Origin of the sequence: Arthrobacter sp. B1I2, from assembly GCF_030816485.1 — a bacterium.
GTDB lineage: Bacteria > Actinomycetota > Actinomycetes > Actinomycetales > Micrococcaceae > Arthrobacter.
This window is the reverse complement of record NZ_JAUSYC010000001.1, coordinates 1,154,382-1,172,910: the sequence shown is the minus strand read 5'-3', so window position 1 is coordinate 1,172,910 and position 18,529 is coordinate 1,154,382. Positions and strand designations below refer to the sequence as shown.

At 67.7% G+C, this 18,529-nt stretch carries 19 protein-coding genes; 2 read left to right on the top strand and 17 right to left on the bottom strand.

What is annotated here, in order from left to right:
• Positions 1-726 carry a maleate cis-trans isomerase family protein gene (locus QFZ57_RS05495; RefSeq protein WP_306898593.1) on the top strand — a complete coding sequence of 242 codons (726 nt, stop codon included), beginning with the start codon at positions 1-3 and terminating at the stop codon, positions 724-726.
• 22 nt (positions 727-748) lie between these two features.
• On the opposite strand, the gene QFZ57_RS05490 is transcribed toward QFZ57_RS05495, so the two are convergent.
• From QFZ57_RS05490 to QFZ57_RS05410, 17 genes are all read right to left on the bottom strand, one after another.
• Positions 749-1,669, bottom strand: a complete 921-nt coding sequence (locus QFZ57_RS05490) for a diacylglycerol/lipid kinase family protein (RefSeq protein ID WP_306629430.1) — start codon at positions 1,667-1,669, stop codon at positions 749-751.
• Positions 1,670-1,741: 72 nt separating this feature from the next.
• Positions 1,742-3,115: an NAD(P)(+) transhydrogenase (Re/Si-specific) subunit beta gene (locus QFZ57_RS05485; protein ID WP_306898590.1), complete on the bottom strand. Its 1,374-nt coding sequence runs from the start codon at positions 3,113-3,115 to the stop codon at positions 1,742-1,744.
• Positions 3,112-3,420, bottom strand: coding sequence for an NAD(P) transhydrogenase subunit alpha (locus QFZ57_RS05480; protein WP_306629428.1), 309 nt, complete (start codon positions 3,418-3,420; stop codon positions 3,112-3,114). Before QFZ57_RS05480 ends, QFZ57_RS05485 begins: the two co-directional genes overlap by 4 nt.
• A complete protein-coding gene (locus QFZ57_RS05475; RefSeq protein WP_306898588.1) occupies positions 3,420-4,628 on the bottom strand; it encodes a Re/Si-specific NAD(P)(+) transhydrogenase subunit alpha in 1,209 nt (402 codons plus the stop codon). The genes QFZ57_RS05480 and QFZ57_RS05475 overlap by 1 nt, the downstream gene beginning before the upstream one ends.
• Positions 4,629-4,843: 215 nt before the next feature.
• The gene (locus tag QFZ57_RS05470; protein WP_306898586.1) at positions 4,844-5,389 is read right to left on the bottom strand and encodes a hypothetical protein; all 546 of its coding nucleotides are present in this window, start codon (positions 5,387-5,389) and stop codon (positions 4,844-4,846) included.
• A gap of 163 nt (positions 5,390-5,552) precedes the next feature.
• Positions 5,553-6,362 (bottom strand): IclR family transcriptional regulator domain-containing protein, encoded by an 810-nt coding sequence (locus QFZ57_RS05465; protein WP_306898584.1) that lies wholly within the window; start codon positions 6,360-6,362, stop codon positions 5,553-5,555.
• A gap of 24 nt (positions 6,363-6,386) precedes the next feature.
• Positions 6,387-7,064 (bottom strand): 3-oxoacid CoA-transferase subunit B, encoded by a 678-nt coding sequence (locus tag QFZ57_RS05460; protein WP_306898582.1) that lies wholly within the window; start codon positions 7,062-7,064, stop codon positions 6,387-6,389.
• A gap of 1 nt (position 7,065) precedes the next feature.
• Entirely contained in the window at positions 7,066-7,755 is a 690-nt protein-coding gene (locus tag QFZ57_RS05455; protein ID WP_306898580.1) for a 3-oxoacid CoA-transferase subunit A, read from the bottom strand.
• Entirely contained in the window at positions 7,755-8,972 is a 1,218-nt protein-coding gene (locus QFZ57_RS05450; protein WP_306898578.1) for a thiolase family protein, read from the bottom strand. Before QFZ57_RS05450 ends, QFZ57_RS05455 begins: the two co-directional genes overlap by 1 nt.
• A complete protein-coding gene (gene pcaC / locus QFZ57_RS05445; protein WP_306898576.1) occupies positions 8,969-9,427 on the bottom strand; it encodes a 4-carboxymuconolactone decarboxylase in 459 nt (152 codons plus the stop codon). The genes QFZ57_RS05450 and pcaC overlap by 4 nt, the downstream gene beginning before the upstream one ends.
• Positions 9,424-10,242, bottom strand: a complete 819-nt coding sequence (locus QFZ57_RS05440) for an alpha/beta fold hydrolase (protein ID WP_306898574.1) — start codon at positions 10,240-10,242, stop codon at positions 9,424-9,426. The genes pcaC and QFZ57_RS05440 overlap by 4 nt, the downstream gene beginning before the upstream one ends.
• Positions 10,235-11,710 carry a lyase family protein gene (locus QFZ57_RS05435; RefSeq protein WP_306898573.1) on the bottom strand — a complete coding sequence of 492 codons (1,476 nt, stop codon included), beginning with the start codon at positions 11,708-11,710 and terminating at the stop codon, positions 10,235-10,237. The genes QFZ57_RS05440 and QFZ57_RS05435 overlap by 8 nt, the downstream gene beginning before the upstream one ends.
• Positions 11,707-12,264 (bottom strand): protocatechuate 3,4-dioxygenase subunit alpha, encoded by a 558-nt coding sequence (gene pcaG, locus QFZ57_RS05430; RefSeq protein ID WP_306898571.1) that lies wholly within the window; start codon positions 12,262-12,264, stop codon positions 11,707-11,709. The genes QFZ57_RS05435 and pcaG overlap by 4 nt, the downstream gene beginning before the upstream one ends.
• Positions 12,265-12,269: 5 nt before the next feature.
• Positions 12,270-13,142: a protocatechuate 3,4-dioxygenase subunit beta gene (gene pcaH, locus QFZ57_RS05425; protein WP_306898569.1), complete on the bottom strand. Its 873-nt coding sequence runs from the start codon at positions 13,140-13,142 to the stop codon at positions 12,270-12,272.
• A gap of 53 nt (positions 13,143-13,195) precedes the next feature.
• On the bottom strand, positions 13,196-15,058 hold the full coding sequence (locus QFZ57_RS05420) for a bifunctional sugar phosphate isomerase/epimerase/4-hydroxyphenylpyruvate dioxygenase family protein (RefSeq protein ID WP_306898566.1): 1,863 nt from the start codon (positions 15,056-15,058) through the stop codon (positions 13,196-13,198).
• Positions 15,058-15,939 carry a shikimate dehydrogenase gene (locus QFZ57_RS05415; RefSeq protein WP_306629416.1) on the bottom strand — a complete coding sequence of 294 codons (882 nt, stop codon included), beginning with the start codon at positions 15,937-15,939 and terminating at the stop codon, positions 15,058-15,060. Before QFZ57_RS05415 ends, QFZ57_RS05420 begins: the two co-directional genes overlap by 1 nt.
• 148 nt (positions 15,940-16,087) lie before the next feature.
• Positions 16,088-16,828, bottom strand: coding sequence for an IclR family transcriptional regulator (locus tag QFZ57_RS05410; RefSeq protein ID WP_373461298.1), 741 nt, complete (start codon positions 16,826-16,828; stop codon positions 16,088-16,090).
• A gap of 346 nt (positions 16,829-17,174) precedes the next feature.
• Between QFZ57_RS05410 and QFZ57_RS05405 the strand changes: the two genes are divergently transcribed.
• Positions 17,175-18,494 carry an MFS transporter gene (locus QFZ57_RS05405; RefSeq protein ID WP_306629414.1) on the top strand — a complete coding sequence of 440 codons (1,320 nt, stop codon included), beginning with the start codon at positions 17,175-17,177 and terminating at the stop codon, positions 18,492-18,494.
• The last annotated feature ends 35 nt before the right edge of the window (positions 18,495-18,529 follow it).

The following is an 18,529-nucleotide window of genomic DNA, read 5'->3' as shown; positions in this document are numbered from 1 at the left end:
ATGCCTGCCACCACCCGCCCCCGCCGGATCGGCATGATCGTGCCATCCTCCAACACCTGCCTCGAACCTCAGACGTACCGCATCCTGGGCGTCCGGACGGACGTCACGGTGCACTTCACCCGGATCCCCGTCACGCGCATCGCCCTCGATGACTCCTCGGACCGCCAGTTCGACCCCGCCGTGATGCGGGAGGCGGCACAGCTGCTGGCGACGGCGGACGTGGATGTGATTGCGTGGAACGGGACATCAGGCTCGTGGCTGGGTTCGGCACACGACCAGGAACTGGCCGGAGAGATCACCGGCGCCACCGGCATCCCGGCCACCACCTCCACGCTGGCGTACCTGGAAGCGTTCCGAACCTTCGGCACCCAACGCATCGGTCTCTTCACCCCCTACACAGAGGACGTGAACCACCGGGTCATCGCGTCCTACGAGAACGAAGGCATTAAGACTGTGGACCACCGGGCACTGGGCCTGAGCGACAACGAGTCCTTTGCCCGCGTCACCGACGACGAGATGCGGCCCGGCTCCCTGGAACTCGCGGCCGAAGCACCCGACGCGCTCGTCTACCTCTGCACCAACCTTTACGGGGCCAACATCACCACCGAAATCGAAGAAGCGACAGGTGTTCCGGTCCTGGATTCGGTGGCGGTCACCCTCTGGCATGCCCTGAAACTGGTGGACGCGGCGCTGCTGGAGCCCCGTTGGGGGCGGCTGCTGGGGTAGCGAACCTCCATCCGCAGGGCTGCTACATCCGCAGGGTCAGGGCACCGGGCTCCATGGTCATGAGCACGTGCTTGCCCCGGCCCTCGTGGTCGCCGTCCAGCTGGTAGTCGTCCTTGTGCTCCAGCGTGATTTCGACTGTCTTGCCCTGGAAGTACTCCACGGCGGTGTCCTTGCCGCGGCCCTTGCCGATCATCCCCGCCACTACGGAGAGCCAACCCAGCTTGCCGTGGTGGGGCGCCAGGACCGCGATGTCCAGCAGGCCGTCGTCCATCTTGGCGTCAGGGAAGATCTCCAGGCCGCCCTGGACCTTGCCGCAGTTGCCCACCATCACGCTGCGGACGCCCCGGTGCACCACGGCCTTGCCGTCGATCGCCACGGTTGCCTTGATCGGCTTGCCGGGCAGGTTCCGGATCCCGGCGTCCACGTAGGCCAGCCAGCCCACCTTGTCCTTCAGGTCCTCGTTGGTGTCCGCCATGATGGTGGCGTCGTAGCCCAAGCCGGCCATGACCAGGAAGAGCTGCTCCTTCTCCGGATCGCTGCGGCGGGCGCGGACCACGTCGATCTTCCGCTCCGTGCCGATCAGTGCCCCGGCCATGGCACCGTCGTAGTCGGTCACGTCCATGCCCAGGTTGCGCGCCAGCAGGTTGCCGGTTCCCAGGGGAAGCAGGCCCATGGGGGTGTCCCCGCCGGCAAGGACCTCGGCGACGCACCGCACGGTGCCGTCGCCGCCGGCCGCGATCACGATGTCCGCGCCCTGGGCCAGCGCTTCCTTCGCCTGGCCCACGCCCGGATCCTCCTTGGTGGTCTCCAGCCAGATGGCCTCGCCCCAGCCGTTTTCCACGCAGTGTTTGGCCACCAGGCCCCGCACGTCGATATCCACCGGCTTGGCAGGATTGACGATGATGGCGGCACGTTTGGGGGAAGTGGAACTGTTGTCAGTCATGGGGTCCTCTGATGGCGGATGGAAAGCAAGCTTCTGAGAGAAGGGTAACCCGCACCGGGGGCCGTTCGGCGCCTACAGGGCCTTGACCGCGCCCAGCACCTGGGCCAGGGATTCCTTGGCGTCGCCGAAGAGCAGCGAAGTCTGCGGTTCATACAGCAGGTCGTTTTCGATCCCGGCGAACCCCGGGCGCATGGACCGCTTCAGGAACACCACCTGCCTGGCCTCCGCCACCTCAAGGATGGGCATGCCATAAATCGGTGAGCCGGAGGAGGTCTTGGCGGCTGGGTTCACCACGTCATTGGCGCCCACCACCAGCGCCACGTCCGCCGTCTTGAACTCGGGATTGATCTCCCCCATCTCCTTGAGGGACTCGTACGGCACGTTGGCCTCGGCCAGGAGCACGTTCATGTGCCCCGGCATGCGGCCGGCCACCGGATGGATGGCGAAATCCACCTCGATGCCGCGGGCTTCCAGGGCCAGCGCCAGTTCGGCGGCGGTGTGCTGGCCCTGGGCCACCGCCAGGCCGTACCCGGGGACGATGATCACCCGCTGCGCGTAGCCCAAGAGCACTGCCACGTCCTCGGCCGAGGACGAACGGACGGGACGCTCGCTCACGGCGGTGGATCCCGCCGTCGAACCTCCCCGGAAAGCCCCGAACAGGATGCCCGTCACGCTCCGGCCCATGGCCGCGGCCATGGCCCGGGTGAGGATGGTGCCCGAGGCTCCCACCAGGGTGCCGGCCACCACCAGCAGCACATTGCCCAGCACCAGGCCGGACGCCGCCACGGCCAGGCCGGTGAAGGCGTTCAGCAGCGAGATGACAATGGGCACGTCGGCGCCGCCCACGGGCAGCACCAGCAGGACACCGGCGGCCAGGCCCAGGAGCAGCAGCAGGACCGCAAGGGGCAGCGACCCAGTGAGGACCACGGCCACGCCGGCGGCCACCGCGGCGAGCAGCACCACGGACATGACCAGAGGGAGCCCGGGGAACACCACGGGCCGGGTGGTCATCAGTTCCTGCAGCTTGGCGAAGGTGATGCCCGAGCCGGCAAAGGAAACGGCCCCCACCAGGAGCGTGAAAACGATGGCCACGCGGACCCAGGGAATGTCCGCATGGCCCAGTTCCAGCAGGGCCACCAGGGCTGCCGCGCCGCCGCCCACGCCGTTGAACAGGGCCACCAGCTGCGGCATCTGCGTCATCTTCACGCGGCGGGCCACGGGTGCCGCCACCATGGAGCCAACCGCGATGGCGGCCAAAATCCAGGGAATGTTCTCCAGCCGGGCAGACAGGAACACGGTGACGACGGCGATCAGGGCGCCGAGCGCGCCGATCAGGTTTCCGCGCCGGGCCGTGCGGGGTGAACTGAGCCCGCGCAGGGCCAGGATGAAGCAGACCGCCGCGGCGAGATAGAGCAGCGAGGTCCAGACGGGGTCGAGGAGATTCATTTGCCGCCTGCCCTGGGCCGCACTGCAGCCTTTTTGGCATGGAACATGTGCAGCATCCGGTCCGTCACCACGAACCCGCCCACCAGGTTGGCCGTGGCAAGGACGACGGCGAGCAGCGCCACCGCCAGGACCCACGGGTCTGCTGCCTGGCCCGCCACGATGATGGCGCCCACCAGGATGATGCCGTGGATGGCGTTCGCGCCGGACATCAACGGCGTGTGCAGGGTGCTTGAAACCTTGGACACCACCTCGAAGCCGACGAACACCGCCAGTACCGTAATGGTCAGCAGGGCTGTTCCGTCCATCAGAGCGCTCCTTCCTGCCGGGCCGCGGCTGCGGCGGGCTGCGCGGCAGCTGTCCGGGCGGCCAGCAGTTCAGCTGTGGGCCGGTGCCGCACAGCGCCGTCATGGGTCAGGCAGGCTCCGGCCACTACTTCGTCGCCGAAATCCAGGGTCAGCGCGCTGCCACCGGCATCATCCAGACGGACCAGCAGCGCCAGCAGGTTGGCCACGTTCTTGGCGTACAGGCGGGAGGCGTCCGAGGCCATCGCCGAGGCCGGGTCCTTCAGGCCGACCAGGGTGATGTATCCGGTTCCATCGGCGGTGGGAACCGGGATGTCCTGGCCCGGCACCGATCCTTCCACGTTGCCGCCGGACTCCGCAGCGAGGTCGATGACCACCGATCCCGGGCGCATGCCCTGCACCATCTCGCGGGTCACCAGGAGGGGCGCGGGCCGCCCGGGGACGGCCGCCGTCGTAATCAGCACATCCGACTGCCCCACGTGCGGTGCCAGCAGCTGCCGCTGCCGGGTGCCGGCGTCGGAACTGAGCTGGCGGGCGTACCCGCCCGCGGCCTCCGCTGTTTCCAGGTCCAGCCGGATGAAGGTGCCGCCCATTGAGGCGACCTCGTCGGCGGAGGCGGGCCGGATGTCGTTGGCGAAAACCCGCGCACCCAAGCGCTTTGCCGTGCCGATGGCCTGCAGTCCGGCCACGCCGGCGCCGAGCACCAGGACGCGGGCCGGCGGGACGGTGCCGGCTGCGGTCATGTAGAGCGGAAAGAACCGGGGCAGGCGGATTGCCGCCTCCAGCACGCAGCGGTACCCGGCCACCAGCGCCTGCGAAGTCAGCGCGTCCATGGACTGCGCGCGGGAGATGCGCGGCACCAGTTCCAGGGCGAAGGAGGTCACCCCGGCGTCCGCGAGGGCCTGAACGGCCGGCAGCTCAGACGACGGCGACGCGAGCCCCACGGTGACCGCTCCCCTTTTCAGGGACGCGGCGGTGTTCGGCTCAAGGGGCCGGACGTGGGCCAGGATGTCGAGGTCAGCGAAGTCCAATTCCGGGACGATGGCGGCCCCCGCGTTCTGGTATTCCCGGTCAGCGTGCCCGGCGCCATCCCCTGCCCCGGTCTCCACCAGGACCTCCAGCCCCATCCCGGCCAGCTGCCTGACTGTATCCGGAGTGGCGGCGACGCGCCGTTCACCCTCCCGGCGTTCCCGCGGAATCCCCAGTTTCACCGCCCACTCCCATCACAGAACGATAACTGCAGCGCTGCCGGGCTGGTAAGGCCCCAGATCCATCCTCCAAGGCCAGGCTTCGCGGAGCGGCGCTGCTTCACGTAATTGGCTAGAGTCTATGGCCCGCACTGCCCTTGCGGGAGTGCGGGGGCGAGGCGTTGCTGTAACGATTCGCCCCCGCACGTTCAGGGACCACGCCCTGCCCACAAAGGGCGCTACCCGATGTGGTACCAGGTGGTGCCGTCCGCGCTGACCTCCAGGCCTCCACCGGACCCCGTGGTGACAGCATTGTCGTCATAGACGAATCCGCTGGGATCGGCAGGGCAGCTGCCGACTGCCGGACCGGAGGTTTCCACCGTGGCACCGTTTTCGTAGCCCTGAAGGTAGAAGCCGGTTACCGGGCCGTCCTTGCCCTTGGAGTTGTCACGCGCAACCGTGGTGACCAGGCCCTGGAAGGTGATGCTGGAGTTGCGCTGCTGGACGACGTCGCGGGTCTCATCATTGCCCTGGACAACCACCTTGGTGCAGGTCCAGGATGTTTCACTGCTTGAGTTGACCCGGAAATCCACTGCACCTGCCTTGTCCTGCAGGGCCTTGTTGTTCCATCCGTAAACGAGCTGCACATCGCCCTTTCCGACGAAACCTGCACCCGTGGCGGGATCAAAAGTAACGGTTGCAACCGCGGGTGAGGCAAGGGCAAAAAGCCCCGCGAAGACCGCTGCTCCGGCACCGACCTTTATCGCTGTAGTTCTGATTGGCATCCCAGTTTCCCTCTCATCATGCTTCACGTTCCGGCACGGCGGGATTCGCCGGGCCGGCCTTCGAAGCCTAGGAAGACGGCGGGACCGAAGCACCAGTAGGCAGTACCCGCGTTTTGGGATGCAATGCAGGAGCCACCCTAGGTGTTACTCATACTGCGTTCCGCTAGCCCCGCGCGGTGAGGTCTGCTGAGATGAGCTTGGCAGTGGCCACGATCTCCTGCGCCACTGACGCCAGGTAGGCTTCACGGTCCGGTTTGGCGTCCACGGACTGGGCCTGCAGAGAGACATTGACCGCGGCAACCACCTTGGATCCGTCATACACGGGCGCGGCAACGGACATCAGGCCCAGCTCCAGTTCCTGGTCAAGCAGGCACCACCCCTGCTCCTGGACGGTGTCCAGCACCGCGAGCAGCTCTTTAACAGTGCCGATGGCCCGAGGCGTGAGCGGCTTGATCTCCGCCGCTGCCAGGTATGCCTTGAGCTCCGCCGGGGGCAGGTGGGCGAGCAGCACCCGGCCCATGGAGGTGGCGTAGGCCGGGAAGCGGGTCCCCACGGTAATGCCGATCGTCATGATCCGGCGCGTGGCTACCCGGGCGATGTAGGCGATGTCGGTGCCGTCCAGCACGGCGGCCGACGTCGACTCGCCGAGTTTGAGGGACAGTTCCTCCAGGTGCGGCTGGGCCAGTTGCGGCAGGGACAGTCCGGAAAGGTACGCGTACCCCAGCTGCAGGACCTTGGCCGTCAGGGCGAACGTCTTGCCGTCGGTTCGCACGTACCCGAGCTCCACCAGGGTGTGCAGGAACCGGCGTGCCGTGGCGCGGGTCAGGCCGGTGCGGCCCGCCACCTCGGTGAGCGTCATGACCGGACGGTCAGCATCGAAGGCACGGATCACCGCCAGCCCGCGGGCCAGCGACTGGACGTACTGGTCGCTGGCTTGCGGGGGTTGGGTGTCCGTGCGGACGGCATCGCTCATGGTTACCAATCCTAGGGCCGTCCCTTAGGCGGCCGGTGCGGCCTTGAGCGGGACGGGTAGGAGTTCCTGGAGTTCTTCAAGGGTGCAGCCGAAGGTTTCGCGGACGGTGACGCCCCCGGTGCCGGTGAGGAAGACGGCCTTGTCCGTGTAGACCCGGGTGACGCAGCCGACGCCGGTGATCGGGTAGGTGCAGGACTCCACGATCTTGGACGCGCCTTCGCGGGTCAGCAGGGTCATCATCACGAAGACGTCCTTGGCGCCGGTGGCCAGGTCCATAGCACCGCCCACCGCGGGGATGGCCCCGGGGGCACCGGTGTGCCAGTTGGCGAGGTCGCCGGTGGCCGAGACCTGGAAGGCGCCCAGGACGCAGATGTCCAGGTGCCCGCCGCGCATGATGGCGAAGGAGTCGGCGTGGTGGAAGTAGGACGCACCCGGGAGTTCGGTGACGGGGATCTTGCCGGCGTTGATGAGGTCGCCGTCGATCTGGTCCCCCTTGGCCTCCGGGCCCATGCCGAGCATGCCGTTCTCCGTGTGGAGGGTGATGTTCTGTTCCTCGGTGAGGTAGTTGGACACCAGGGTTGGCTGGCCGATGCCGAGGTTCACGAAGGACCCGGGGGCGATGTCCCTGGCCACGAGGCGGGCGAGGTCGTCGCGGCCCAGGGGCGTGGCAGAGGTCTGGAGGGACGTTTCGGTGAGGCTCATCTCAGGCCGCCTTTTCTGACTTGTTGCCATTGCCGGCCACCCGGACGACGGTGTTGACGTAGATCCCGGGGGTCACCACGTTTTCCGGGTCGAGGCCGCCGGTGGGGACGATCTCGGAGACCTGCACGATGGTCTGCTTTGCGGCGGCGGCCATGATGGGGCCGAAATTCCGGGCGGTTTTGCGGTACACGAGGTTGCCCCTCCCGTCCGCTTTGAGGGCTTTGATGAGGGCGACGTCGGCGTGGATGGGTGTTTCGAACACCTGGCCGCGGCCGTCGATGATCCGGGTTTCCTTGCCCTCGGCGAGCACGGTGCCGTAGCCGGTGGGGGTGAAGAACCCGCCGATGCCGGCGCCTGCAGCGCGGATGCGCTCGGCGAGGTTGCCCTGCGGGACCAGTTCCAGTTCGATCTGCCCGGCCTTGTACTTGGCGTCGAAGTGCCAGGAGTCGGACTGCCGCGGGAAGGAGCAGATCATCTTCCGGACGCGGCCTTCCTTGATGAGCAGGGCCAGGCCCTGGTCGCCCTGTCCGGCGTTGTTGTTGACCACTGTCAGGCCGGTGGCACCGCACTCCAGCAGCGCGTCGATCAGTTCGAAGGGCTGGCCGGCGTTGCCGAACCCGCCGATCATCACGGTGGAGCCATCCTTGATGCCGGCCACGGCCTCCTGGACGGAACCTACGAAGTTCAGCATTACTGGTCCTTTCCAGCGGTGACGTTTTCGAGCACGACGGCCAGGCCCTGGCCCACGCCGATGCAGATGGCGGCGACGCCCCAGCGTTCCCCGGAGTCCTGCAGGGACCGGGCCAGGGTGCCCAGGATCCGGGTGCCCGAAGCGCCCAGCGGGTGGCCCATGGCGATGGCCCCGCCATGCCGGTTAACGATCAAGGGGTCGATGCCCCAGGCGTTGATGCAGGCCAGGGACTGGGCGGCGAAGGCTTCGTTCAGTTCGACGGCGCCCACCTGGTCCCAGCCGATGCCCGCCTTGGCGAGGGCTTTGTTTGCCGCCTCCACGGGGGCGTAGCCAAAGTATTGCGGGTCGTTCGCATGCGCGCCGCGGCCGGCGATCCGGGCCAGCGGGTCCAGGCCCAGCAGCCCGGCGGCGGCCTCGGACCCGATCCATGCCGCGGAGGCGCCGTCGGACAACGGCGACGCGTTCCCGGCGGTGACCGTGCCGCCCACCTCGGCGCCTTCGGGTTCCTTGCGGAACACCGTTTTCAGCCCGGCCAGCTTCTCCGCCGTGGAGCCGGGGCGGATGCCCTCGTCACGCACCAGGTCCGTTCCCGGCACCGGTGCCACCAGGTTGTCGTAGAAGCCCTCGTCCCACGCCGCGGCGGAGAGGTTGTGCGAATCGGCGGCGAACTCGTCCTGCTGCTCACGGGTCACCTTGTACTTCTCGCGGAGCCGCTCGGTGGCCTCGCCCAGGGAGATGGTCCACTCCTTGGGCATCGCCTTGTTCACCAGCCGCCACCCCAGCGTGGTGGACGCCAGGGTCATGTCCCCTGCCGGGTAGGGCTTCTCGGTCTTGGGCAGAACCCAGGGCGCGCGGGACATGGACTCGGCCCCGCCGACCAGCATCAGGTCGGCGTCGCCGGCGTTGATCTGGCGGGAAGCGATGATCGCCGCGTCCAGCGAAGATCCGCAGAGCCGGTTGACCGTGGTGCCGGGGATGGACACCGGCAGGCCTGCCAGCAGCGTGCCCATCCGCGCGATGTTCCGGTTCTCCTCGCCGGCACCGTTCGCGTTGCCGAACACCACCTCGTCGATCCGCTCCGGATCCAGGGCGGGGGCGCGCTTCACGGACTCCCTGATCACGTGGGCAGCAAGGTCATCCGGACGCACTGCTGCGAGGCCGGAGCCGAACTTGCCGAACGGGGTGCGTACGGCGTCGTACACAAAAGCCTGGTTCATGACTTGTTGTCCGTTTCTTCGCTATCGATCTGGTGGAAGACCTGCTGGGCGGTCTTGAAAGCGGTGTTGGCGGAGGGGACGCCGCAGTAGATGGCGGTCTGCAGCAGGATCTCCTTGATTTCATCCCTGCTGAGGCCGTTCCGGAGGGCGGCGCGGATGTGCATGGCCAGCTCTTCCCAGTGCCCGTGCGCCACCATGGCGGTGATGGTGACGGCGGAACGCATCCGGCGCGGGAGCCCGGGCCGGGTCCAGATGCCACCCCAGGCAATCCGGGTGATCATGTCCTGGAAGTCCTCGGTGAACCCATCCTTGTTGGCGATGGCCCGGTCCACGTGCGCGTCGCCCAGGACTTCGCGCCGGACCACCATGCCGCCGTCGTAAATCTCCTGGCTGGTGGCGCCGGGCTGGACCACCCCGTGCCGCTCATCCGCAGTGTGCCGTTCACTGCCGCTCATTTGGCTGCTCTCTGTGATTCGGCCCAGGCGACCAGGCTGCGCATCAGGTCGGCAACATGCGCGGGTGCCTCTGCGGGTGCCAGGTGGGCGACGCCTTCGAGCGTCACGGCCGTGGCGGTGCCGCCCCCGGCGGTGATGCCGGCTGCCACTTCTTCTGCCATTGCAGGGGTGGCGACGCCGTCCAGCGCGCCGGCGATGACCTGCGTGGGGACACTGATGCCGCCGAGTTCGTTGCGGACGTCAAATGCGGCCAGGGCCTCGCAGCAGAAGGCGTAGCTGTAGCGGTCGGCGTCGCGCAGGGCGTGCAGCAGCCGGCTGCTGAGCTCGGGTTCCCGCTCCATGAAGCCCGGCGCGAACCAGCGCTGCGCGGACCCCTGGATCATTACTGGCGTGCCTTGGGTGCGCACGGTTTCGGCGCGCTCCAGCCAGCCCTCCGGGGTGCCGATCTTCGCACCGCTGTTCTGCACGGAGAGGCTCTTCAGCCGCTCCCCATGCTTGATGCCCAGCTGCAGGCCGATGGCACCACCCAGCGAAACACCGGCATAGTGGAACGCCTCACCCGGGGCGATGGAATCAACAAGGTCCACGACGGCGTCAGCGAGCGCCGCGACGTCGAAGGCTTCGGTGGCGGCCGGCGAGACGCCGTGGCCGGGCAGGTCCCAGGCCACTACGTCGTAATCATTGCCGAGCAGGGACGCGGCCCTGTTCCACAGGATGGACGAGGTGCCCAGGGACGGGCCCGCCACCAGCAGGGGGTGGTCGCCCAGGGGTCGCTGGGGGGACAGCAGCGCTGCCTTCAGGGCCGGTTTAGCCACGGGAAGCTCCATTCGCATGGGTGGTCTGGGAAACAAATTCGGGGAAGGCCGCAAGGATGCGGCGGGAGATCTCGGCGGCCTGGCCGAGGTAGCTGCCAGGGTCCAGGAGCCCTTCCAGCCGGGAATCCGGGACGACGGCGGCGGGGACAGCTTCGCGGAGCAGCTTGCGGTAGGTGGCAGCCTGCTCCCCGGCGGGTGCCTGCAGCGTCCGGTCCACCACATCCTGGAGCTGCTGCTTGCCGCTGCGGCCGTCCTTCTCCGCCAGCAGCGGCGCCAGGGCGGCGCTGACGCCTTCGGCCAGCAGCAGCGGGCCGGCAAGATCCAAATTGCGGCGCATGCAGTCCGGAAAAACCTGCAGCCCTTCCGCGAGTTCGCGGATATGGCCGGCGGCGCCGAGGGCCAGGGCCAGCAGTTGCCGGAGAGCCGGCCACTCGATGTGCCAGGCCCCGTCCGGGCGCTCGTCATTAAAGGTGGCCGCGGCCAGGTGCAGCTGGGCTGCCAGGCCGGGTGCCTGCAGCGCGGCGCTGCGGACCAGGATGGACAGGACAGGGTTCTGCTTCTGCGGCATGGCAGAGGAAACCCCGCGCCCGGCGGCGCGCGGCTCGGCAAGCTCGGCCACCTCGGGCCGGCTCAGGAACAGGACGTCCGCGGCGATCTTGCCGAACGCGTCCAGGACTGAAGCCAGCGCATGCCCAAGGGACGTAACGGCCAGGCGGTTGGTGTGCCACGGAGCCGCCGCGGGGGCCAGGCCCAGCTGGGCTGCCAGGGCATCGGCCAGGGTGAAGGGCGTGGCGGAGGAGCCGTCCGTCAGCACGGTTCCCGCGGCGAGTGTTCCCGCCGCCCCGCCGAACTGGACCGGGAATGCCAGGCCCTCAAGCTGCCGGCCTGCGGCGGCCACGCCGTGGAACCACTGCGCAGCCCGCAGCCCGAAGGTATACGGGAGGGAATGCTGTGTCAGGCTCCTGCCCACGCACAGCGTCTCCGCGTGCTGCCCCGCCAAGGCGGCGAGCGCCGTCGCGGTGCCCTTCAGGTCGGCCAGCACGGCGTGGACGGTGTTGCGGGCCATCAGCATCAGGGCCGTATCAAGCACGTCCTGGCTGGTCAGCGACGTATGAACGGCTTTTCCGGCACCGACACCGGCGGTATCCAGCGCCGCCACCTTCTTCCGGAGGTCGGCCAGCAACGGGATGACCGGGTTGCCGCCGCCCTGGGCACGCAACGCGACATCGGCCAGGTCGTAACGCCCCGCCTCGGCAGCGGAGGCGACGACGGCGGCGGACCCGGCAGGTGCCAGGCCCGCGCGTTCCAGCACGGCGGCCCAGCCGGACTCGACGGCGAGGATGGCCGCCAGCACTGCCCGGTCCCCCGTCAGCGCCGCCACCAACGGTGACGCTGATACGGGACTGAGCAGGCCGGCGTCGGCTTCTTCCGCGAAGGCGCGCAGATCTCCCGGGGCGGCGTGGGTCACTGGAAGTCCAGGAAAACCGTCTCGCCCTCACCCTGGAGGCGGATGTCCCAGGTGAGGCCGCCATCCGGGTCGCGGCGGGCGATCAGCGTTTTGCGGCGCTCCGGATCCAGCGAGCTGAGCAGGGGGTCGCTTGCCAGCGCCCCGGTGTCCTCCGGCAGGTAGATGCGGGTGAACAGGCGGTTGGTCAGGCCTCGGGCGAAGATGGCCACGGAGATGAAGGGTGCCGCACCTGGCTTGGTGGGGCCCGGGTTGACGGTGGTGAAGGTGAAGACGCCGGAGTTGCCGACGGCGCCGCGGCCCCACCCGGTGAAGGTGTAGCCGTCGCGGACCAGGGAGCCGGTGCGCTGGACAACCTTGCCCGCGGCGTCCGGCTGCCAGATTTCCAGGATGGCGTCCGGGATGGTGTGGCCGGCGCCGTCGTACACGGTGCCCTGCAGCCGGATGGAGCCGGGGAAGCCCGGAGGCAACAGCTCGTTGTCCTTTTCGAACGGGAGCGCGTAACCGTAGAACGGTCCGACGGTCTGGCCGGGGGTGGGTACCAGTTGGGTGCTCATCTTTCCTACTCCTCGTCAGCTTCTGCGCCCAGCGCCTCGTTTTCTGTCCAGGTCCGCTTGGGCCCGGTCAGGACGATGTCCCAGTTGTAGCCCAGGGCCCATTCGGGTTCGGTGAGGCTGTGGTCGTAGGTGGCCACCAGGCGGTCGCGGGCGTCCTGGTCCACGATGGTCTGGTAGATCGGGTCCAGCGGGAAGAGCTGGTCGCCCGGGAAGTACATCTGGGTGATGATGCGCTGGGTGAACTCGGTGCCGAACAGCGAGAAGTGGATGTGTGCCGGGCGCCACGCGTTCAGGTGGTTCTTCCACGGGTAGGCGCCGGGCTTGATGGTGGTGAACCGGTAGGAGCCGTCCGGGCCGGTGATGCAGCGGCCGATGCCCGTGAAGTTGGGGTCGATCGGGGCCGGGTGCTGGTCGCGCTTGTGGATGTAGCGGCCGGACGCGTTGGCCTGCCAGATCTCCACGAGCTGTCCGGCCACGGGACGGCCGTCGCCGTCCAGGACCTTGCCGGAGACGATGATCCGCTCACCCAGCGGCTCGCCGTTGTGCTGGATGGTCAGGTCCGATTCCAGGGCGTGCACGTCCTGGTGCCCGAAGGCCGGCGAGTACAGCTCGATGGTCTCAGGGTCGGCGTGGTGCAGGCTCTTGGTGGGGTGGCGCAGGATGCTGCTGCGGTAGGGCGGGTAGTCCAGGCGCGGCTGGGTTTCCTGCTGCCCGCCGTCTTTTAGCGCCCGCTGGTAGGCCTCGCCCATGGCGTTGATCTCTGCACTGAGGTCAGCCTGCGACTCGATGGCCTTGTCCAGGGGCTGGTGGGCAGCCTTCGGTTCGGCCGGGGGCACGAGTTCCTCCGACTCCAGCTCCGCGGTGATGTCTTCCGGCACGGCTGGCTCCTTTCTGATCTGTTTGGTGTCTTGCGTCTGGGGTCTGGGTTGGCTCAGCTGCGGTGGAGCGAGTCGTACTGGACCGCGTGGCGCACCGGGGCGTTGGGGGCGCCGTAGCCGTCATAGCCGTCGCGGCGTTCCACCATTTCGAAGAACACACTGCCCACGGTGGCTGTGTAGAAGTGCAGGAATTCGCCGTCCGCATCCCGGTCGAACAGCAGGTTGAGCTCCTGCAGGGTGGCCAGGAAGCCGGGCTCAAGGCCGAACCGGGCGTCCAGGTCTTCGTAGTAGTTGGCCGGGATCTGCAGGAATTCCAGGCCCCGGTCCCGGGCGGCCCGGGCGGTGGCCACGAGGTCGTCCACGGCGAAGGCGATATGTTCCTGGTAGGTTTTCTGGCCGCTGGCCTGCTGGATCGGAGCGAGGTTCAGAACCAGCCGCACTGCGCCGTCGGAGGTCTGCATGACCTGCGAGCGCACCAGGCCGCTGGGGCTGGGCACTTCCGCGAACGGCTGCGGTTCCAGGGCCATGGCGCTGGTATAGAACAGAACGGCTTCGTCGAAGTGCTGCCACGGCTGGGCAAGGTTGACGTGGTCGATGACCGCATTGGTTCCGGGGGAAGGAAGTTCCAGCCCTTCGCCAAACTCGTGCGTCCACGCCGCGGTGCCGTCCGGGCTGCCCTGGCAGAGGAAGATTTCGGTGGAGTCCGGCGCGGAAATGCCCTGGAACACTTCCTCGTCCGCCTGCACCTTGCGGGCCACCACGGGGGCCTTGAGCTGCTGGGCGCGGGCGGAGGCAATCACGGGGGAATCGACGTCGAACCCCAGCGCGGCGATGGCGGGCTCGGCATGCTGCGCGGCCTGTTCGTTGATGATCACCCGGGCCTGCCCCATGGTCCACAGCTGGACGTCCTTGGTGCGGTGCCGGCCCTCGAACGCGAAGCCGAGCTGGCCCAGGAGCTTCTCCAGCTGGGCGGTATCGTCCGCCTTGACCTCGGCAAAGTTGAAGCCGGCAGGTTCGTTCACCTTGGGCAGCGTGGCCAGTTCCATGGGATAACGACGGCGGTGCGCGGCGCCGTTGCCCGGCACGCTTTCAGTGCCTGCCAGCCAGTTGGCGCTCTGCTCCTCAAGCCAGATGAGCGAACGCATGGCATCCACGGCCGTGCGCTCAACATCGGACTGCCGGAAGACGTCATTGAAGACCTCCAGCGAGACGGGTCCGGTGTAGCCGGCACGGACCACGTGGCCCATGAACTTGGCCAGCGCAAACTGTCCCTCGCCCGGGAACACCCGGTAGTGCCGGCTCCAGGACAGCACATCCATGGTGAGCTTGGGGGCGTCCGCCACCTGCACGAAGAAGATCTTCCCGGGGTTGAACGCCTCAATGTGGGAGGTTTCCCAGTCCCGGGACAGGATATGGAAGGAGTCCAGGCAGGTTCCGAAATTGGGATGGTCCACCATGTCCACCAGCCGGTAGGCGTGCTCGTAGTCGTTGACGTACTTGCCCCAGGCCAGCGCTTCGTAGGCCACCTTGACGCCGTGGTCCCCGGCCAGGTTGGCCAGCTGTGCCAGCTGATCGGCCCGGAGGCCGTCGTCGTCAATGGTGGCGGTGGCAACGTTGGAGCAAACGAGGATGGTGTCCATGCCCAGGCGGGACATCAGCTTGAACTTCGCCTCCGCGCGCCGGAGGTTCGCCTTCAGCAGGTCCGGCGTGACGCCGTCGAAATCCCGGAACGGCTGGTAGAGGTCCAGGCCAAGGCCCAGGTCCGCGGCCATTTTCCGCACGTCCTCGGGGCTGAGCGGCGAGGTGACCAGGTCCTGTTCGAAGATTTCGATGCCGTCGAAGCCCGCAATGGCGCAGGCCCGCATCTTTTCCCTCAGGGTGCCGGACAGGCAGACGGTGGCGATTCCGGTGCGCATCAGGCGGCCACCTCTTCCGAGGCCACAAGCTCCAGGAAGTGGCTGCGCATGCGGTCCGGGTCAGCTTCGAGGCCGGTGAAGATGCGGAAGGCGTCGGCGGCCTGGCCAACGGCCATCCGGCCGCCGTCCAGGACCTGGCAGCCCTTGGCGCGGGCGCCGCGGACCAGTTCGGTGTCGATGGGGCGGTAGACGATGTCCGCCACCCAGTGCCGGGACTCCAGCAGGTCCAGGTCCAGCGGGAGGCCGGGGTGGGCGGCCATGCCCACCGGGGTGCAGTGCACCAGGCCGTCGGCCAGGCCCATCAGCTGCGGCAGCTCCGCCGTCGTGCCTGCCGTGATGGTGCTGTCCGGGAAAAAGCCCTGCAGCTCGGCGGCCCGCGCCGTGGCCCTGGCAGGGTCCATGTCCACCAGGTCCAGCGTCCGCACGCCGGCGGTCAGCAGGGCGTAGGCGACGGCAGATCCGGCACCGCCGGCACCGAGCTGCACCACACGGTCCAGCTTCGCGCCGGGAAGGCCGGCGGCGAAGGCGGCGGCAAAGCCGGAGAAGTCGGTGTTGTGGCCGATGAACCTGCCATCGCGGATGACCACTGTGTTGACGGCGCCGAGCCTGCGGGCGTCCGGGCTCACTTCGTCCAGGTGCTCCAGGACCACCTGCTTGCAGGGATGGGTGATGTTCAGGCCGTTGAAACCCAGCGTGCGGGCACTGTGCAGGATGCCGCCGACCGATGCCGCGGTCAGCCCCAGCTCGAGCAGGTCGATGGGCCGGTACAGGTAGCGCAGGCCCTGCACGTCGCCTTCCCGTTCGTGCATGGGCGGCGTGAGCGATGGCGCGACGCCGTCACCGACCAGTCCCACCAGGTAGGACTCAGTTCGATTGCTCATGCGTGCAGCTCCTTTGGTACGGCACCAGGCAGCCGCGAATCTGTGCTGCAGGGTGATAGGGATTACGGTACATCAATTGTTCACTTATCGCACTCTTGTTCTAGATACGAACACAAGGGCTTCATAAGGCGCAGTAAAAGCCCGGCTGCTAGCGCTGGGGAAGCCTGGCGGCGAGTTCCGCGGCGGCCTCCTGCAGCAGCGGAACGTGGGCCTTCAGCTCCTCCAGGCCCAGCCGGAACACCGGCACGGCAGTTGCCAGGGACGCGAACGCGTACCCCTGGCTGTTGAGCAGCGGGACGGCCACGGCACGCATGCCTGCCTCGTTTTCCTCATCCATGACGGCATAACCCTGGCGGCGCACCTGCTCGATCTCGGCCCGGAAGGCGTCGCGGTCCGTGATGGACTTCCCGGTGAGCGGCTCGAGCGGCAACTCCGCCAGGAGCCTTTCCCGCTCCCCCTCCTCGGTGAAAGCCACCAGGGCCTTTCCGACGGCGGTGGTGGACAGGGAGCCCAGGTGGCCAGGGTCGCTGGTCACCCGGAAGGTCTGCGGGCCATCCACCTTACTGACGGTCAAATGATGATGCCCGTCGCGGACGCTGAGGATGGTGGCTTCACCGGTTGCGGCAGTCACCCTGCGCAAAACGGGCATGGCCGTCCCCGCGAAGCCGTGATGGTTCGAGACCCGCTGGCCCAGCTGGAAGATGCGCAGGCCCAGGTGGTAGCGGCGGCCTTCAGGCTCGTAGTCGACAAAGCCGTCGCGGGTCAGCGAACCAAGCAGCCGGTAGGTGGTGCTGAACGGCAGTTCCGCCCGGCGCGATATCTCGGCGGCACTTGCCCCACGGGGCTCGTCACCGAGCAGGACCAGTAGGCCAAGCGCCTTGCCCACCATGTCGGTCCGGTCAGAGGCCTTCTTCCCGCCGGCGTTCGGCTCGCTACCCACGCCCGGCGACGGGCCCGAAGGGTCGGGCTGAACGTCTTCGTTCATTGTGGCTTGATTCACACTCATGCCTCGATGTTGCCACATTGTGAGAGCTATTTCTAGATGGTGATTATTTTCTTGACAGGTGACTGCCCTCACAGTCATAGTTTCTGTATCGCAAAAGTAGCTCCCACCATGTGGCTACAAATGCCGGGTCTTCTTCCGGACTCCAGCCGCATCCCCCGCCCGCACCAAGGCAACGGCGGCTGCGACCCCAGATCCATCCGCGACAATGTCGTCACATCAAAGGAACACCATGAGCCAGACACTTCCGTCCGCCGGGGCGGGTGCCCTCACCTCCGCCGGGACGCCCAAGAAGGCCGCCCTCGCCAGCTTCCTGGGGAGCGCGGTCGAATACTATGACTTCTTCATCTTCGGCTCCGCCGCCGCACTGATCTTCCCCAAAGTCTTCTTCCCGGACGCAGACACCAACGCCGCGATCATGTCCTTCGCGACTTTCGGCTTCGCCTACGTCGCCCGGCCCATCGGCGCCATCATCCTTGGCCACTTCGGCGACCGGGTGGGCCGCCGGAAGGTCCTGATGTTCACCCTGCTGCTCATGGGCGCCTCCACCTTCGTGATCGGCTGCCTGCCCGACTTCAAGACTGTCGGCTGGTGGGCTCCGGCGCTGCTGGTGCTGGCCCGCCTGTGCCAGGGCCTCTCAGCCGCGGGCGAGCAGGCCGGCGCCTCCTCCATGACCCTGGAGCACGCCCCGGACAACCGCCGCTCCTTCTTCACCTCCTGGACCCTCACCGGCACCCAGGGCGGCCAGATCCTCGCCGCCCTCGTCTTCATTCCAGTCCTGGCCCTGCCGGACGAGATCAAGTACGGCATCGGCTGGCGCATCCCGTTCTGGCTCAGCGCCGTCGTCGTGATTGTTGCCTTCTTTATCCGGCGCACCCTCCACGAGCCCCCGGCATTCGAGGAAGCCCGGAAGACCGCCCAGATCTCCAAACTCCCCGTCGCCGACCTTCTCAAGGGCCACTGGCGCGACGTCCTCCGCGTGATTGCCTGCGCCTTCATCGCCGCAGTATCCACCGTGTTCGGCACCCTCGCCATCAGCTACGCCAAGACCGTCGCCGGTGTTGACGGCACCACCACCTTGTGGCTCGTCGTCGGCGCCAACCTCGTGGCCCTGGGCACCCAGCCGCTGTTCGGCATGCTGTCCGACAAGATTGGCCGCAAGCCGGTCTTCATCTACGGCGCCGTAGCCAGCGCCATCCTCACACCGGTCTTCCTGCTCAGCCTGGAATCCGGCAGCGTGCCGCTGATGTTCCTGGCCGCCATCGGCTTCTTCTCCTTCGGTTACGCAGCCTCAAACGCCGTCTGGCCTTCCTTCTACGCCGAGATGTTCAGCACCAAGGTCCGCTTCTCCGGCCTGGCCATTGGCACACAGCTGGGCTTCCTGATGGCAGGGTTCGCGCCGGCCATCGTAGCGGCCATGGGCGGCATCAAGCCCGGCGGCTGGGTTCAGATCAGCATCTTCACGGCCGTGATCTGCGGCATCGCTGCCATCTCCGCTCTGACGGCCAAGGAGTCCTTCCGGACCCCCACCACACAGCTGGGCCTGAAGTAGGCGCCGAAAGCGTTCATTCCAGCCCGGTTTTGGAA

Excerpts from the sequence above, each read along its gene's own strand:
- QFZ57_RS05450 (WP_306898578.1), bottom strand. The coding sequence starts at position 8,972 with ATGAACCAGGCTTTTGTGTACGACGCCGTACGCACCCCGTTCGGCAAG.
- QFZ57_RS05405 (WP_306629414.1), top strand. The coding sequence starts at position 17,175 with ATGAGCCAGACACTTCCGTCCGCCGGGGCGGGTGCCCTCACCTCCGCC.
- QFZ57_RS05465 (WP_306898584.1), bottom strand. The coding sequence starts at position 6,362 with ATGAGCGATGCCGTCCGCACGGACACCCAACCCCCGCAAGCCAGCGAC.
- pcaC (WP_306898576.1), bottom strand. The coding sequence starts at position 9,427 with ATGAGCGGCAGTGAACGGCACACTGCGGATGAGCGGCACGGGGTGGTC.
- QFZ57_RS05490 (WP_306629430.1), bottom strand. The coding sequence starts at position 1,669 with ATGACTGACAACAGTTCCACTTCCCCCAAACGTGCCGCCATCATCGTC.
- pcaG (WP_306898571.1), bottom strand. The coding sequence starts at position 12,264 with ATGAGCACCCAACTGGTACCCACCCCCGGCCAGACCGTCGGACCGTTC.
- QFZ57_RS05455 (WP_306898580.1), bottom strand. The coding sequence starts at position 7,755 with ATGCTGAACTTCGTAGGTTCCGTCCAGGAGGCCGTGGCCGGCATCAAG.
- QFZ57_RS05460 (WP_306898582.1), bottom strand. The coding sequence starts at position 7,064 with ATGAGCCTCACCGAAACGTCCCTCCAGACCTCTGCCACGCCCCTGGGC.
- QFZ57_RS05470 (WP_306898586.1), bottom strand. The coding sequence starts at position 5,389 with ATGCCAATCAGAACTACAGCGATAAAGGTCGGTGCCGGAGCAGCGGTC.
- QFZ57_RS05495 (WP_306898593.1), top strand. The coding sequence starts at position 1 with ATGCCTGCCACCACCCGCCCCCGCCGGATCGGCATGATCGTGCCATCC.
- QFZ57_RS05420 (WP_306898566.1), bottom strand. The coding sequence starts at position 15,058 with ATGCGCACCGGAATCGCCACCGTCTGCCTGTCCGGCACCCTGAGGGAA.
- QFZ57_RS05485 (WP_306898590.1), bottom strand. The coding sequence starts at position 3,115 with ATGAATCTCCTCGACCCCGTCTGGACCTCGCTGCTCTATCTCGCCGCG.
- QFZ57_RS05480 (WP_306629428.1), bottom strand. The coding sequence starts at position 3,420 with ATGGACGGAACAGCCCTGCTGACCATTACGGTACTGGCGGTGTTCGTC.
- QFZ57_RS05415 (WP_306629416.1), bottom strand. The coding sequence starts at position 15,939 with ATGAGCAATCGAACTGAGTCCTACCTGGTGGGACTGGTCGGTGACGGC.
- QFZ57_RS05410 (WP_373461298.1), bottom strand. The coding sequence starts at position 16,828 with ATGGTGGGCAAGGCGCTTGGCCTACTGGTCCTGCTCGGTGACGAGCCC.